The sequence below is a fragment of the Methylobacterium sp. NFXW15 genome (assembly GCF_049887755.1).
In the GTDB taxonomy this organism is placed as follows: Bacteria; Pseudomonadota; Alphaproteobacteria; order Rhizobiales; family Beijerinckiaceae; genus Methylobacterium.
On record NZ_JAGEKG010000016.1, the window covers coordinates 1 to 14,597 of the forward strand.

14 protein-coding genes and 1 rRNA gene are annotated in these 14,597 nt (G+C 68.2%); 4 read left to right on the top strand and 11 right to left on the bottom strand.

The features are described from left to right. Positions 1-102, bottom strand: a 16S ribosomal RNA gene (locus J4O73_RS22895); the annotation flags it as partial. A gap of 634 nt (positions 103-736) precedes the next feature. On the opposite strand from J4O73_RS22895, the gene J4O73_RS22900 reads away from it, so the two are divergent. Next, on the top strand, positions 737-991 hold the full coding sequence (locus J4O73_RS22900) for a hypothetical protein (protein WP_426221147.1): 255 nt from the start codon (positions 737-739) through the stop codon (positions 989-991). A 159-nt stretch (positions 992-1,150) separates the two neighbouring features. Further along, positions 1,151-1,339 carry a hypothetical protein gene (locus J4O73_RS22905; protein ID WP_426221149.1) on the top strand — a complete coding sequence of 63 codons (189 nt, stop codon included), beginning with the start codon at positions 1,151-1,153 and terminating at the stop codon, positions 1,337-1,339. A gap of 18 nt (positions 1,340-1,357) precedes the next feature. Here J4O73_RS22905 and J4O73_RS22910 read toward each other — a convergent pair whose 3' ends face one another. From J4O73_RS22910 to J4O73_RS22940, 7 genes are all read right to left on the bottom strand, one after another. Continuing rightward, complete coding sequence (locus J4O73_RS22910) at positions 1,358-2,104, bottom strand: HWE histidine kinase domain-containing protein (RefSeq protein WP_426221151.1); 747 nt, start codon at positions 2,102-2,104, stop codon at positions 1,358-1,360. 56 nt (positions 2,105-2,160) lie between these two features. Beyond that, positions 2,161-2,898, bottom strand: coding sequence for a Crp/Fnr family transcriptional regulator (locus tag J4O73_RS22915; protein WP_426221153.1), 738 nt, complete (start codon positions 2,896-2,898; stop codon positions 2,161-2,163). 120 nt (positions 2,899-3,018) lie between these two features. Then, a complete protein-coding gene (locus tag J4O73_RS22920) occupies positions 3,019-3,336 on the bottom strand; it encodes a DUF6285 domain-containing protein (RefSeq protein ID WP_426221155.1) in 318 nt (105 codons plus the stop codon). Between the two features lie 13 nt (positions 3,337-3,349). Further along, positions 3,350-4,366, bottom strand: coding sequence for a phosphotransferase family protein (locus tag J4O73_RS22925; protein ID WP_426221157.1), 1,017 nt, complete (start codon positions 4,364-4,366; stop codon positions 3,350-3,352). 3 nt (positions 4,367-4,369) lie between these two features. Then, entirely contained in the window at positions 4,370-5,137 is a 768-nt protein-coding gene (locus tag J4O73_RS22930) for an SDR family NAD(P)-dependent oxidoreductase (RefSeq protein ID WP_426221159.1), read from the bottom strand. A gap of 7 nt (positions 5,138-5,144) precedes the next feature. Further along, positions 5,145-6,323 (bottom strand): beta-ketothiolase BktB, encoded by a 1,179-nt coding sequence (gene bktB / locus J4O73_RS22935; protein WP_426221160.1) that lies wholly within the window; start codon positions 6,321-6,323, stop codon positions 5,145-5,147. 77 nt (positions 6,324-6,400) lie between these two features. Continuing rightward, positions 6,401-7,606 carry an acyl-CoA dehydrogenase family protein gene (locus J4O73_RS22940; RefSeq protein ID WP_426221162.1) on the bottom strand — a complete coding sequence of 402 codons (1,206 nt, stop codon included), beginning with the start codon at positions 7,604-7,606 and terminating at the stop codon, positions 6,401-6,403. Between the two features lie 172 nt (positions 7,607-7,778). Between J4O73_RS22940 and J4O73_RS22945 the strand changes: the two genes are divergently transcribed. Both J4O73_RS22945 and J4O73_RS22950 read left to right on the top strand, forming a co-directional pair. Further along, on the top strand, positions 7,779-8,711 hold the full coding sequence (locus J4O73_RS22945; RefSeq protein WP_426221164.1) for an AEC family transporter: 933 nt from the start codon (positions 7,779-7,781) through the stop codon (positions 8,709-8,711). 128 nt (positions 8,712-8,839) lie between these two features. Next, positions 8,840-10,744, top strand: a complete 1,905-nt coding sequence (locus tag J4O73_RS22950; protein WP_426221166.1) for a TRAP transporter large permease subunit — start codon at positions 8,840-8,842, stop codon at positions 10,742-10,744. 7 nt (positions 10,745-10,751) lie between these two features. Here J4O73_RS22950 and J4O73_RS22955 read toward each other — a convergent pair whose 3' ends face one another. Genes J4O73_RS22955 through J4O73_RS22965 form a run of 3 tightly spaced genes read right to left on the bottom strand, consistent with a single transcriptional unit; the run spans position 10,752 to position 14,565 of the window. Then, positions 10,752-11,513: a DUF1194 domain-containing protein gene (locus J4O73_RS22955; protein WP_426221168.1), complete on the bottom strand. Its 762-nt coding sequence runs from the start codon at positions 11,511-11,513 to the stop codon at positions 10,752-10,754. Next, complete coding sequence (locus J4O73_RS22960) at positions 11,510-12,478, bottom strand: FAD:protein FMN transferase (RefSeq protein ID WP_426221170.1); 969 nt, start codon at positions 12,476-12,478, stop codon at positions 11,510-11,512. The genes J4O73_RS22955 and J4O73_RS22960 overlap by 4 nt, the downstream gene beginning before the upstream one ends. Further along, positions 12,475-14,565 carry a 4Fe-4S binding protein gene (locus tag J4O73_RS22965; RefSeq protein ID WP_426221236.1) on the bottom strand — a complete coding sequence of 697 codons (2,091 nt, stop codon included), beginning with the start codon at positions 14,563-14,565 and terminating at the stop codon, positions 12,475-12,477. The genes J4O73_RS22960 and J4O73_RS22965 overlap by 4 nt, the downstream gene beginning before the upstream one ends. Positions 14,566-14,597 lie beyond the last annotated feature (32 nt).

The window sequence follows — 14,597 nt, forward strand, 5'->3', positions numbered from 1 at the left end:
ACTCACCCGTCCGCCGCTGACACCCGAAAGTGCCCGCTCGACTTGCATGTGTTAAGCCTGCCGCCAGCGTTCGCTCTGAGCCAGGATCAAACTCTCACGTTAAAAGAGATTGATCTCAGCTGATCACAACATTTGACAGAGACTCACAACGTTTCGGACGTTTCCATCCAAAACTGTGAGCTTCGAAACGTTGGACAGCTTCGTCTACTCACGATCCAGCTCTCGCCAGATCCGCAAGGACAAACGCCGTCCGCGTTTCTCTTTCTCAGATTCACTTGTCAAAGAACCTGCCCGTCCGGGCCGGTGTTCTTCCTATAACAACTTCGAATGACCTTGGCAAGCGCCCCGATTACTCGATTTCGTCTTCGGAAGTCTGCCCCGCCGTGCCGCGATTGCTTGCCGGCCGCGTCGGGAGGCGGTCGTATAGGCTGGCGCGATCAGGGTGTCAATCGCGCCCAACCCCACAAAACCAAAAATCTCGAGCCGGCTCGGGAACCGCCGACCCACACCACAACCGCCGCAACCCGCAGATGGCCCCGCAACGCACCACACGCGAGAGGCGAAGCCCGCGACATACCGACTGTCCCTGTCGCTCGATGGAGAAGTGTTTTGCTCTCCCCATGCCTCGACGGGCGGAAGGCGCACGCCCACAAACCTGGTCCTAGTGGAACATAGGTCAGTGCGTCGTTTCGCTCATCATTCGAAAAGAGTTGGTCTTCGAAGAGGGAGCGAACCGATGACCGATCACAGTCAACGTCCAGCGGAGTTCGGGGACGATCTTGAGCGTATCGTCGCACAGAAGGTCGAGAAAGCTTTGTCGGACCGGGGGACGACCCGCTCGCCACTCATCGAATACCTACGCCAAGTCGAACAGTTGGCCCGCACCGAGTGCGACCGTCGGCAGACCGTCCAGATCATCGCCTCCGGCCGCAGTGTCCTGGGAGATCGCCGGACCGTCGGCCCGCAGGATGGCCCCTTCGCCCGTCGCTAAGGTTACTACCGTGGCGTGCGCATTCTTTACGGTGGGAAACTCAGGGTGAGTGCTCCCACCGGCTTAACACCCTGCGAATAATAGATTTCTTCGTTTCCACGCATCTTGCGCAAAAAGCCCAGCTGCTCAGCGAGGCTCATCGACCGGCAGGTTCTTCCGATGATCGTCGTGCCCTTCATCGCGTTATGTTTCAGCGTGCCGGTGGCGATGTGCCTCTGCATGCTGTGGATTGCGACGACCGGTCATGCGGATCTCACGCTGATGCCGCGGGAAGCTATGGTGTTGGCGGCATCGACGGCCCTGATCAGCCTCGCGCTTGCCCTCCTCAGCCGGGTGCGGCGTCGCTAACGCAACCCTGCCCTGCCCCTATCGCTCGCCGATCAATCCCGCGTTCGGCTCGCTCACATCCTCGGCTGCGACTGAGGCCTCCTCCGTCGCATAGCGTCCGATCCGTTGAGTGAAGGGCAAGCGCAGGGTGAAGCGAAGTCCCGTCGGGTCGAATGCCATCTCGGTTCTCGCGCCGAGCTCGTAGGCGAGCATCGTTTCCAGCACTTCGCGCCCGAAACCGCGCCTTACGGGCGCCTCGGAGTCGATGTGCCCTCCCCGCTCGGTCCAGACGAGGACAAGGACCGGGGCTGCATTCCCCTTCTCTATCTGCCAGCACACGTCGACCGTGCCCGACGCCTCATCGAGGGCGCCATGCTCGACGGCATTGCTCGCGAGTTCATGGATCGCCAATGCCAGCACCTGCGCCGCCCCCGGCCGCAGCCGTAGAGCGGGGCCTTCGATGAAGGCGCGCTCGCCCTCGCGAACGAGATGGAACATCAGTTCCTCAGAGACGAGGAGATGCAGGTCGGCCTCTCCAAACGCATCCGTGCGGGCGCGCATCCGCATCAGGGAGTCGAGTCGCCCCTCCAGATGGGCAACGTAGCTCTCGACATCGCTCGCCGTCTCGGCCGAGCGGCGCATGACCGCGCGGAGGAGAGCGACCGTGTCGCGCAGGGCGTGGCGCAAATGGTCCGAGACGCCGACCTCATCGAGGCGGCGGCGGAGGCGGGCATTGTCTGCTTCCACCGCCGCTAGCCGATCGTACACGTCTCCTGGGATCGTCATCCGCCGTCTCTCGGCATCATCAACCTCGTGGGCAACTCGCTGGCGCCCTATTTTCGTCATGCCTCGGCAGGCCGCGGATCCGACCCCACCGTGAAATGCAGGTAAGACGCATCGAAATGTGCCAGCTCCGCCAACCGCGCCGGATCGTGGATCGTCAAGCGGCGGCTGCGGAGGGTGATGAGGCCCTGCGCGCGCAGTTCCTGAAGCGTCCGGTTGATGTGCACGCTGGTCTGTCCAAGCGAATGGGCGAGATCGTGCTGCGTCAGCGGGAGTGGGCAACTGGTGCGCGTCGCGAGGCCGATGGCGGAAAGCCGCGTGTGCAATTCACAGAACAGGTGGGCGAGGCGTTCGATGCCCGAGCGGCACCCGAGGCTGACGGTCCATTCCCGCTGGATCGCCGCCGTGGCGAGAGCTTCGCGTTGAAAGGCTCGGTCGAGAGCGGCGCTGCGCGCGGCCAAGTCCTGTAGCACCGGCCCGGGAATCTGCGCGTAGACCACGGGGGTCAGCGCACTGATCGCGTGGTCCATCTGGTCGAGAAGGAAAACATGGGGGTCGCAGGGATCCCCCGGCAGAAGAAGCGAGACGATCTGGCGGCGCCCATCCACGAGTTGCCGCGACCGGCAGGCCCAACCTTCCAGAATGACGTTGACTGCGTGTGGATCCTCGCCCTCATCGATGATGTCGGTGCGGGCGGCGATGCTCCGGGCCGGGCCAAGCGCCTCCGAAAGCCACATCCGGTCGGCGACCGAAAGCGGAACGTAGCGCGCCAGCTTTGCCGCGAGCGGATCGTGCATCGAATCCCAAGCGTCCAAAATCAAGCAGGATCATACCCGATCCGATTTCCGGCACACTCAAATGGATCAGTCGAAAGCTTCTCCTCGTTCCAGAAGATAGAATTGATACCGCATGGGCCCCTACGCTTTTCGTGTTTTCCAGATGCGCGAGGCGACATCGGCGTGAACGGTGAGGGCGGCATGAAGATCGGGAGCGGCGTCGCGCCGTCCCTCCCGGATCGCTAGAACGAGGCCGGCCGGGTCATCGGCGCCGACAAGATCGGCGCCCGACGCTGCGAGGGCATGGGCGTCCCCAATCTCGCGCGCGGCGATGCCGAGGGCGTTGGCAACCATCAGCGCCACGTAGCGCGGGCGGCCGGTGAGACCCGGCAAAACCTCGTCGGTGAGGGCTTTCCGGGCGGCTTCGATCAGGTCGGCGCCGGAGGGATCGTCACGCATTCGGAAGGCTCCGTTATCGCGGCCAGGCGGCGGGGGCGGTGGCGGCGAGGATCGCCTGTTCCAGTTCCGGAACCATGCGGCCGGTCAGGGCGAGTTCGAGGGAGAATTCGCGGCCCGAAACGTGGCGCGCCCCCTGCTCCAGGGCGATCACCGCCCAGCGCAGATGCGCCATCACCTCCCAGTAGGTAACCCGCTCACGCTCGACCGGTCGGCCGCCACCTTCGTGGTAGCCGCGCTCGAAGGCCTCACGCGATCCGATGCCGCCCGCTTCCTTGTCGAGACGGCCGAAGCGCCAGCAGGCGGCACAGAACCAACCGAGATCCTGGGCCGGATCGCCCCACCCGGAGAATTCCCAATCGAGGATGGCGGTCAGGCCCGTCTCATCGACCATGTAGTTGCCGGTGCGGAAGTCCCGATGAACGAGGGACGGCGCCGGGCAGGCGGGCGCGCTCACCTCGGCCCAGCGCAGGCCCCATTCGATAGCGGGCCGCTTGGCGCCGATCCCATCCAGGCTTTCGCGGAGGCGTGCAATCTCGGCCCTGGCCGGCTCCGGCTCGGGCGGTCCGAGGAAGGCGAGGCCCGGCGGTGGATCCTGGCGCGGGTCGAGCACGCGATGGATCTTCGCGAGTTCGCGTCCGAGGTCTTCCGCGAGCTTCTCCCGGTCTCCGCCGAGGGTGAGATCCTTGGCGATACGCGGCCCGAGACCGACGCCCGCCACCAACCCCATCAGGGCGAAGGGCGCGCCGATCACCGACGCGTCCTCGCAGAAGCCGACCGGCTCCGGCACGCGCACCCCCGCCGCGTGGGCAGCTTCGAGAAGGCGGAATTCCTCGCGCCGGGAGCGGCTGGAGGCGATGGTGGCGGGCGCGTCCCGGCGAAGGACGAATTCGCGCGTCCCCTCCCCGATCCGGCAGCGGATCAGCCGATTCTCCTGGATCGACCCGCCGCCCAGGGCGCGGCTCTCCTCGATCGTGGCATCGGGTTCCCCGAGATGCGTGGCGATCCAGGCGCTGAGCCGCGTCTCATCCATGGTCTAGAGCCCCGAAACGAGGTGGCCACCATCGGCGGCGAGAACCGAGCCGGTCATGTACGACCCGGCATCCGAGGCGAACAAAAGGAGTGCGCCATCGAGTTCGTGTGCCTCGCCGAGGCGCCGCTGGGGCACTCGCTTGATCAACGCCTTGCCCGGCTCGGACTCGAAGAACGCGGCGTTCAGTTCGGTCCGGACGTAGCCCGGCGCGAGGGCGTTCACGCGGATGCCGTGGCGCGCCCATTCGAGGGCGAGGCTCTTGGTCAATTGGATCACGGCGGCCTTGGAGGCGGCGTAGGGGGCAAGCCCCCCGGCGACCCGCAGGCCGAGGATCGAGGCGACGTTGACGATGCTGCCCCCCTGCCCCGCCGCGACCATGCGCTTGGCGGTCGCCTGGGCGACGAGGAACACGCCCTTCAGATTGGTGTCGAGCACCCCGTCCCACTCACTCTCGGAGAGGTCGAGGGCGGGGGTCGTCGCCGTGACGCCCGCATTGTTCACGAGCACCGCCACGGGGCCGAACCGCTCCTGCGCTCGATCGAGGGCCGCCTCGATGCTGGCGCGGTCGGTCACGTCCATCACCAGGGCCTGGGCCTGCCCACCCACCCCCTCGACGCTGGCGACGGTCTCGGCGAGCGCCCCCGCCCGGCGGGCGGCGAGGGAGAGGTTCGCCCCCGATCTCGCCAGAAGGCCCGCGAAATGGCGCCCGAGCCCGCTCGATGCGCCGGTCACCAGGACATGACGGCCCGTGAGATCGAAGATGCCGCTCATGGATACCTCACTGCACGCGTTCGAAGGCGACCGCGATGCCCTGGCCGCCGCCGATGCACATGGTGGCCAGACCGTAGCGGCCGCCGGTCCTGGCGAGTTCGTACAGCGTCTTAACCGCGATGATCGCCCCGCTCGCGCCGATCGGATGACCCAGCGCGATGGCACCGCCGTTGGGGTTCACCCTGTCCGGATCGAGGTCGAGGGAACGCGAGACCGCGCACGCCTGCGCCGCGAAGGCCTCGTTCGACTCGATCACGTCGAAATCGGAGGCGCGCAGGCCGGTGCGCTCGAAAAGGCGGCGTACCGCGGGGACAGGTCCCATGCCCATCTCGGACGGATCGACGCCCGCATAGGCGTAGCCGACAATGCGGGCCAGCGGCTTGGCGCCGTCGCGGGCCGCCTTCTCGGCGCTCATCAGCACCAGGGCGGCGGCGCCGTCGTTGAGGCCCGAGGCGTTGCCCGCCGTGACGCTGCCGGTCTTCGCGAAGGCCGGGCGGAGCTTCGCCAGATCCTCGGCGAGGGTGGCCTTGGGATGCTCATCGGTGTCGAAGGGCACGGTCTCACGCTTGCGCTGAACCGGAATCGACAGGATCTGATCGCGGAACCGGCCCTCGGCGATGGCCTTGGCGGCCCGCGCCTGGCTCAGCGCCGCGAAAGCGTCCTGATCCTCGCGGGAGATGCCGTAGCGGCTCGCGATGTTCTCGGCGGTGACGCCCATATGGCCGTGGCCGAACGGATCGGAGAGCACGCCGATCATGTAATCGACGCCGCTGATATCGCCCATCTTCTGGCCGAACCGGGCCGCCGACAGAAGATGCGGCGAACGGCTCATGCTCTCGGCGCCACCCGCGACCGCGGCCTCGGCATCGCCGAGCATCACGGCCTGCGCCGCCGAGACGATGGCCTGCAGGCCGCTGCCGCAGAGGCGGTTGACGGTCAGGGCGGGCACCTCCTGCGGGATGCCGCCCTCCATCGCTGCGACGCGGGCGATGTAGGCGTCGCGCGGCGTGGTCGGGATCACATGGCCCAGGACGACGTGGCCGATCTCCTCTCCCTTGGTCCCGGAGCGCGACAGCGCCTCGGCGACGCATTTCGCGGCGAGTTCGGCCGGGGGGATTGCGGCGAGCGCGCCGCCGAAGGTGCCGATGGCCGTGCGCACGGCGCCGGTGATGACCACGTCCGTCATGAAGACCGTTCCCTTATTTTTCTGGCGCGCCAGTGCGCGTCTCCCCTCCCCGCAGGGGGAGGAGAGGCTCAAAACCCCTATTCCCCCACGTCCCATGTCCAGAACGCATCGCCCTCGGCCTCGAGGTTGCGGTTCAGAACCATCTTGTGGACCTCGTCCGCCCCGTCCACGAGCCGGGCCTGGCGGGCGTAGCGGTAGATCCATTCGAGCGGGGTATCGGTGGAATAGCCTCGCGCGCCGTTGATCTGGATCGCCGTGTCGGCCGCCGCGTGAAGCAGGTTGGCCACATGGACCTTGGCCATGGACACCTCCTTGCGGGCGAAGCTGCCCTGGTCGAGCGCCCAGGCGGCCTTGGCCACGAGGAGGCGGCCGATCTCGATGCGCATGGCGAGGTCGCCGAGCATGAGCTGGATGCTTTCCCGGTCGGCGAGGCGTACGCCGAAGCCTTGGCGCTCGGCCGCATAATGGCGGGCGATCTCGACGCAGCGCTTCGACAGTCCGAGCCAGCGCATGCAATGCGTGAGCCGCGCCGGGCCGAGGCGGATCTGCGTGAGCTTGAGCCCGTCGCCTTCCTTCATCAGCACATCGCTCGCGGGGATTTCGAGCCCCTCGAACGCGATCTCGCAATGGCCGCCATGCTCCTCGGGACCCATGATCCCGATGCGGCGGACGATATGCCAGCCGGGGCTGTCCCGGTGGAACAGGAAAGCGGTGAGGCCCTTGCGGGCGTCGTCCGAAGTCCGCGCCATCAGGATGAAATGGGCCGCATCCTCGGCGCCGGTAATGAACCACTTGCGGCCGGTCACGACGTAGGTATCGCCCCGCCGCTCGGCGCGGGTCTGGATCATGCCGGGATCTGAGCCGCCGCCGGGATGGGGCTCCGTCATGGCGAAGGCCGAGCGGACCTCGCCGCGCACGATCGGATCGAGCCAGCGCGCCTTCTGCTCGGGCGTCGCGACTTTCTCCAGCACCATCATGTTGCCGTCGTCGGGGGCGGCCGAGTTGAACACGACCGGCCCGAAGATCGAGCGGTTCATCGCCTCGTAGCAGACCGCCATGCCGACCTTGTCGAGACCCGCTCCGCCGGTCTCCGGTTTGAGCTGGAGGCACCACAGCCCCTCCCCGCGGGCGAGGCCGCGCAGGCGCTCCAGCTCGGGCAGGGAAATATTGCCGTGCCCATCGTAGGCGGCCGGGTTTCGCTCCACCGGGATGATGTGCGTGTCGACGAAGGCCGTGATGCGCGCGCGGTATTCCTCGACGCGCGGGGAAATCGTGAAATCCATGATGGTCCCGTTGTGAGGCCCGTGCCCGTATGATGTGGGGCGTATGCCATGTTGGGAAGAGCCGACGCCTGACAGATCGAAGCGGCGCGGTTTCCGATGGTACGCGGAATCGTGTAGGGGTCTCGCCTCCTTCGCCCCCGGCCGGGGCACGTTCTTCCTCATCGGACACGGCATGCAAGCGGTCCTGAACGCGGCGCTGCCGATCTTCGCGCTGATCCTCGTCGGCTTCCTCTGCGGACGGTTCGGGGTCTTCACGCGGGAGGCGACCGACAACATCAACCGCTTCGCGATCTATCTCGCCCTTCCGGCGCTCATCTTCTCGACCATGGCGAGGATCACCCCGGCCGAGATCGGGCAGGTGGGGTTCTCGGCGGCCTTCGCCCTCGGCATCGCCGCGACCTTCACCCTGGCTTACGGCCTCGGGCGGCGCCGGGGCGGGTCCGTCGCGGATGCGAGCATCGAGGGGCTGGATGCCGGCTACAGCAATGTCGGCTTCATGGGCATTCCGCTCTGCCTCCTGGTCTTCGGACCCGAGGGGCTGCCCGCGGCCGTGATCGCCACCCTGTTCACCGCCTGCGTCCTGTTCCTGACGGCCATCGTGATGGTGGAGTTCGACCTGCGGCGGGGCGTCGACCGGCGCAGTACCGTGAAGCGGGTGCTGCTCTCCCTGCTGCGGAACCCGCTCTTCCTCGCACCCATCGCCGGGCTCGCGGTGGGGCTCACCGGCTTGGCCGTGCCCCTGCCCCTCGACACCTCCGCAAAGCTCCTCGGCGGCGCGGCCTCGCCCTGCGCGCTGATCTGCATCGGCCTGTTTCTGGCGCAGGAGAGCGGAGTGGCCGGAGACCGGCGCCTGATCGGGCTTCTCGTCGGGCTGAAGCTCGTCGTCCACCCGGCGGTGACGGCCCTCCTCGTCTTCTATGTCTTCCCCGTGCCGCCGCTCTGGGCGCGGGCGGCGGTGCTGCTCAGCGCGCTGCCCATCGGCTCCGGCCCCTTCACCCTTGCCAAGCTCTACGGCCTGCAGGCGGGTGTCACGTCGGGGGCGATCCTCGTCTCGCACCTCGTCTCGGTCGTCACCGTCTCCGCCCTGGTGGCGTGGCTCGGCTGAGCCTGACGTGACGAGGCTGGATATCCACGTTGGCCGGTTCACTGGCAGAGCCGTCGCGGATATGGGAGTGTTTTCGCGCGGTGACCGGGACAACCCGGCCCCGGCCCCGGACAGGGCCTTTTGGGAGGATGGCGATGGACATCGCGGCGGTGGAAGCTGCGGGCGCGGGCGCTCACGGGATCGGTCTCGATGGCCCGCCCCTGCGGACCCGTGGCTGGCTGAAGGTCCTCGACGACGCCATCGGCTGGCTGGTTGAAATCCCCGCCGCCCTGCTCGTGCTCGCGGAGATCGGCGTGCTCCTGTCGGGTGTGGTCAGCCGCTACGTCTTCCACCAACCGCTGATCTGGACCGACGAACTCGCCGGCATCCTGTTCCTCTGGCTCGCCATGCTCGGCTCGGTCGTCGCCTTCCGCCGGGCCGAGCACATGCGCATGACCGCCATCGTCGCCATGGCGGGACCGCGCACCCGCGCCTTCCTCGAAACGCTGGCCCTGGTCGCGGGCCTGGTCTTCGTCAGCCTCGTCCTGCACCCGGCCTACGAGTTCGCCAGCGAAGAGGTCTTCGTCCAGACGCCTGCGCTGGAGCTCAACAATGCGTGGCGCGCCGCCGCCTTGCCGATCGGCTTCGGGCTGATGCTCGTCATCGCCCTGATCCGACTGCTCGAAACGGCCGACTGGAAGATCACCCTCGCTGCGCTCGTCACCGGCGCCGCCCTGGCCGGTGCGCTCGTGGCGCTGCAGCCGTTCCTGGCCGGGCTCGGCAACATCAATCTGCTGCTGTTCTTCGTGCTCGGCGTCGGGATGCTGGTCTTCTCCGGCGTGCCGATCGCCTTCGCCTTCGGGCTCTCGACCTTCGCCTACGTGACGCTGACCACCGATGCGCCGGCCATGGTCGTGGTCGGCCGCATGGACGAGGGCATGAGCCATCTCATTTTGCTCGCCGTGCCGCTCTTCGTGTTCCTCGGCCTGCTCATCGAGATGACCGGGATGGCCAAGGCCATGGTCGGCTTTCTGGCGAGCCTGCTCGGCCACGTGCGCGGGGGCCTGCACTTCGTGCTGGTCGGCGCGATGTACCTCGTCTCCGGTATCTCGGGCTCGAAGGCCGCCGACATGGCTGCCGTCGCCCCCGTTCTGTTTCCGGAGATGAAGGCACGCGGCGCCAAGGAAGGCGACCTCGTGGCCCTGCTCGCCGCGACCGGCGCGCAAACCGAGACGATCCCGCCCTCGATCGTGCTGATCACGATCGGCTCGGTGACGGGCGTATCGATCACCGCCCTGTTCACCGGCGGCCTGCTGCCGGGGCTCGTGCTGGCGGTGACGCTCTGCGCCCTGGTGTGGTGGCGTTACCGGCACGAGGACCTGAGCCACGTCGCCCGGCCCTCGCGAGGGGTGATCGGGCGGGCCTTCCTCGTGGCCCTGCCCGCGCTCGCGCTGCCCTTCGTGATCCGCTACGCGGTGGTCGAGGGCATCGCGACGGCGACCGAGGTCTCGACCATCGGCATCGTCTACTCGGTGCTGGCGGGCTTGCTGATCTACCGCTGTTTCGCCTGGGCGCGGCTGTACCCGATGCTGGTGACGACGGCGGCGCTGTCGGGGGCGATCCTGCTGATCATCGGGGCCGCGACGGGCATGGCCTGGGCGCTGACGCAGTCCGGCTTCTCGCAGACGCTGGCGGTGGCGATGAAGAGCCTGCCGGGCGGGTCGCTCGGGTTCCTGATGGTCTCGGCGGTGGCATTCGTGATCCTCGGCTCGGTGTTGGAGGGGATCCCGGCGGTGGTGCTGTTCGGGCCCCTGCTGTTCCCGATCGCGCGGTCGGTGGGCGTGCACGAGGTGCACTACGCGATGGTGGTGATCCTGGCGATGGGCGTGGGCCTGTTCGCCCCGCCGTTCGGGGTCGGGTACTACGCGGCCTGCGCGATCAGCCGGATCCACCCGGATGCGGGGATGCGGCCGATCGTGGGCTACATGCTCGCCCTGCTCGTCGGCCTGCTCGCCATCATCCTCGTGCCCTGGTTCTCCACGGGGTTCCTGTAGGAGCCGATCAGCGCTCCGTCAGCGCGCTGATCTCGATGACGAACTTGCGCCGCATCGCCCGCGAGAAATCGCCGTAGCCCGCTGCGGCGAGGAGGAACGAGGTCGGCCCGCCGACCACATGGGCGCGGTACCATTGCTCCAAACTCGTCCGGTCCTGCGGTAGCGGGGTCGGACGCAGGCCATAGCCGGGGGCGCGATAGGCGCCCGCACCGACCACGTCGTTCTCCCCCGGGACGAGGATCGGCAACCCGTTGATCGTCGCCCCGAGGGCGAGGACGTCGTTGCGCTCGGCCTCCATGGCATCGGGGTCGGTGCAATTGTCGATACCGTCCCCCGACACGTCCACGACGATCCGGTCTGCCGCCATCGGCATGGCGGGGATGACGCTGGACGCCACGGTGCGGAACATCTGCCCGATGCAGGTGAATTCCCCTGCTTGCCGCGGCGTGGCGCGCACGGCTGCCGCTGCGGCCTCGGCGTCGGCCTTGTTGGCGATGCGCCGCCACGGCACCGGCATCCCGGCCCGGTCGGCCCAGGTCACCATCGCGAACAGGATGCCGCCGGGATTACCAGTGATGGCCGCGAGCACGCCCTGATCCTCGAGGGCCTCCGCGATGCCCTCCATCTGGAGCTTGAACCGCGCGTCATCGACCGATTGCGACACGTCCACCGACACGATCAAAGCCGTAGCGACGGATTCCGCCGCCGCCGCAGGCGGGGCGGTCGCGAGGAGACCGGCGCAGGCCGCCGCAGCGAGACGCCGGATCATGCCTTCTCCGCGAAACGCACGGTGCAGCCCGGATACCCCGCGACGAGCGCTCCGCCCCGCTCGCGCCCGAGCACCATGCAGGCGGTGGACAGGCCATCCGCCAGAAGCCCAGACGGAGCCGTGACCGTCACCGAGGACAGGCCTTTCGGCGAACGCCCGGTGGCTGGATCGAAGATGTGGTGGTCGGAGTAGTCCGGCGAGAAGGCCATGTTGTAGTCGCCCGAGGTGGCCGCGAAGCCGGTGAACGGGGTGATCACCGCCGCGACCTCGCCCTTGTGGCGAGGATCGGCGATGCCGAGGCGCCAGGGCGATCCATCGGGATGGGTGCCGAGGGCGCCGAACTCACCCGTGTCGACGAAGGCATCCGCGATGCCCCGGCGCGTGAGTGCGGCCATCACTACATCGGCCGCATAGCCCTGGACGACGGCGTTCAGCGTCACCTCCGTGCCCGGCTCCAGCACGATCGCATCCGGCGACGCCCTCACCTTCCGCCAGCCGATCCGTGCCAGGCAGTCCCGCAGAACCGCATCGCCGGGCCGCCCTCCCGCCTCGGCCGCGCGCGACCAGAGGGGCCAGAGAGGCTGAACCGTGGGATCGAACGCCCCGCCGGTCTTTGAAGCGAGATCCAGGGCGAAGGACAACAAAGCGGTGAGATGGCCGGGGGGCGCATCGAGCCGCCCTTCCCGGTTGAGGCGAGAAAGCGCGCTGTCTGCCCGAAACAGGCTCGCTTCGTGCTCCACGGCCCGCATCGCGGCCACGCCCTCGGTCAGGGCAGCCTCCATCCCCTCCAAATCCGTTCCGGCGACGGTGAGGGAGATCGTCGTGCCGAAAGCGAGCCCGACCCGGCTGCGCGCCACCAGGCCCCGACCGGTGGCGAGAGCATGGAAGGCGCCGAGCCCGGCCGCCGAGGCAGCCAGACCGCAGGCGCCGAGCACGGCGCGGCGGCGTGTGGTCCGGGTGCTCATCGGACCGTCGCTGGGCGCGGCATGATCCGCTTGGCGTGGCGCCGGGCCACCACCTGCGGCACGCACTGGCCGGGATCGTGAATGATCGTCACGCAATCCATGCACTGGAAGCACTCGGGGTAATCGACCTGACCGCTCTGGGCGATGGCCCCGTAGCGGCAGCGGACCTTGCAGAGCTGACAGGGTGTGCCGCACTCGGCCCGGCGGGGAATCCAGTTCAGGATCCGCACGCGCCCGGCCACTGCGAGCGCCGCGCCCAGGGGGCACAGGTAACGGCAAAACCCTTTGTAGACGAACAGGTTGAGCACCAGCAGCCCGACCGCGTAGGCAACGAAGGGCCAGCTTCGCACGAAGGACAGGGTGATGGCCGTCTTGAACGGCTCGACCTCCGCCATGGCATCCGCGGCGGGCAGCCCTGCGGCGGTGGCCGCGAGGAGACCCGCGAGCACCCCATACTTCAGCTTGCGCAGCGGCCCGTCGAGGGCGGGCGGCACGGTGATCTGTCGGATGCGCAGGGGGCGCGCGAGCCACGCGACGAGTTCCTGCATCGCCCCGAACGGGCAGAGCCAGCCGCAGAACGTGCCCCTGCCCCACAGGACGAGGCTGAACAGCACGAAGGCCCAGAGCACCAGCGAGGGCGGATCGTAGAGCAGGAACGCGAAATCGTGCGTGTGCAGGACCGCCCGCACCAGCCCCATCAGGGTGACGATCGAGAGCTGCGCCTGCGCGACGTAGCCGATGAAGCCGACCGTGACGGCGAGGAAGGCGAGCCGGAAGACCGGAAACCGGCGCGCGTCCGCAACGAGTCCCTTCTGCCGCGCCAGAACCGGCACGAGGAGCGCCAGCATGGCACCTATCCCGGCGAGCGTCGGGATGCGCGCGCGCCAGGATTCCGTCCAGTCCGGCCCGTCCTGCGCCGCGACACGAACGAACAGGTCACCCGGCAGCTTGGTTTCCACAGTGAAATCGCGGGCGATCTTCTCCGACAGAATCTGGCCGCGCTCCCGAACGATCTTCTGCACCACGGTGAACGGCGCGGATGGATCGAACCCAGCGGCGGAATCGATGCGCAGGATCGTCCAATCACCGGGGGGCAGGCCCTCCGTGAGGCCCGCGCCCCGCCGCTCGACGGCCATATCGCGGGCATTCACGACGAGGCCGCCCTGCGCGACCGAGATCCGGTCGGGCACCGCGCCGAGGATGAAGGTGTCGCCGAGTGGGTTCTCGGGCGCGTCGACCGGGCCCGCGTTCAGCACCATCAGGGCGTGTCCACCAGGGCCGAGTTCGCGGGTCAGCGCCTCGAACCGCTTCGGCCCCAGGAGGTTGCGGCCGATCGAGGGTACATCGAGCAGGGCGACGTACAGATCGCTGAGCACATCCTCCGGCGCGCCCTCCCCCGCCTCCTCGACGCCCGTCCCGCGGAAGGCGCGGGTGGCTTCCGCCCGGGTGACGGTGAGGCGACGGACGAAGCCGCGCGCCATCAGCGCCTCAAGGCTCAGGGGCTCGAACAGGTCGGACTTGGCCTCGACGCTGAGGCCGACATTGGCCGCGCCGAAGCCGAGCTTGCCCCGCGCCACCGCAAGGGCCGACGCCAGTACGGACTGGTTGATCGTGCGCGTCGAGGCGGTGGCCATGGCGATGCCATCGACTGTGGTCTGGGGGGCTGCCCCCGAGGCCCGGGCATTGGGCCGCCCCACCCGGATCGGCTGGCGCGCCGACAGGCCGACATACTGCTCCACGAAGGCGAAGAGCGGCTCCGAGCCGAGGCCCTCCAGGAAGACCGGCTCGCGATGCGAGAGCACCTTCACGTCCCGGAACGTGCCGTCCGGTGCGAGGGCGATCAGGAGATCGGCGGGTGTGCCGCCGAAGCCGGGTAACGGCGCGAAATCGATGGATTCGAACGCGTAGGCGAAGACTTCGTACGAGCCCGCCTGCTGCTTGAGAATCGGCCAGACCGGAAGAGCGTCGTCCTTCTCGCCGACGACCAGGGGGGGCGGAAAATAGCGGGCGATCCCCTCGCGGTTCAATTCGCCCGCGACGGCGGGAGACAGCCGCGCGACGACGAGGAGAGCCACGAGCATGGCCATCCATCCGGTGCGCAGAACGCCGGATACTCGCA

Bases quoted from the DNA above. Each gene is read 5' to 3' on its own strand.
- J4O73_RS22925 (WP_426221157.1), bottom strand. From the start codon at position 4,366: ATGGATGAGACGCGGCTCAGCGCCTGGATCGCCACGCATCTCGGGGAA.
- J4O73_RS22915 (WP_426221153.1), bottom strand. From the start codon at position 2,898: ATGCACGATCCGCTCGCGGCAAAGCTGGCGCGCTACGTTCCGCTTTCG.
- J4O73_RS22960 (WP_426221170.1), bottom strand. From the start codon at position 12,478: ATGAGCACCCGGACCACACGCCGCCGCGCCGTGCTCGGCGCCTGCGGT.
- J4O73_RS22965 (WP_426221236.1), bottom strand. From the start codon at position 14,565: ATGGCCATGCTCGTGGCTCTCCTCGTCGTCGCGCGGCTGTCTCCCGCC.
- J4O73_RS22920 (WP_426221155.1), bottom strand. From the start codon at position 3,336: ATGCGTGACGATCCCTCCGGCGCCGACCTGATCGAAGCCGCCCGGAAA.
- J4O73_RS22950 (WP_426221166.1), top strand. From the start codon at position 8,840: ATGGCGATGGACATCGCGGCGGTGGAAGCTGCGGGCGCGGGCGCTCAC.
- J4O73_RS22945 (WP_426221164.1), top strand. From the start codon at position 7,779: ATGCAAGCGGTCCTGAACGCGGCGCTGCCGATCTTCGCGCTGATCCTC.
- J4O73_RS22955 (WP_426221168.1), bottom strand. From the start codon at position 11,513: ATGATCCGGCGTCTCGCTGCGGCGGCCTGCGCCGGTCTCCTCGCGACC.
- J4O73_RS22900 (WP_426221147.1), top strand. From the start codon at position 737: ATGACCGATCACAGTCAACGTCCAGCGGAGTTCGGGGACGATCTTGAG.
- J4O73_RS22930 (WP_426221159.1), bottom strand. From the start codon at position 5,137: ATGAGCGGCATCTTCGATCTCACGGGCCGTCATGTCCTGGTGACCGGC.
- J4O73_RS22910 (WP_426221151.1), bottom strand. From the start codon at position 2,104: ATGACGATCCCAGGAGACGTGTACGATCGGCTAGCGGCGGTGGAAGCA.
- J4O73_RS22940 (WP_426221162.1), bottom strand. From the start codon at position 7,606: ATGGATTTCACGATTTCCCCGCGCGTCGAGGAATACCGCGCGCGCATC.
- bktB (WP_426221160.1), bottom strand. From the start codon at position 6,323: ATGACGGACGTGGTCATCACCGGCGCCGTGCGCACGGCCATCGGCACC.
- J4O73_RS22905 (WP_426221149.1), top strand. From the start codon at position 1,151: ATGATCGTCGTGCCCTTCATCGCGTTATGTTTCAGCGTGCCGGTGGCG.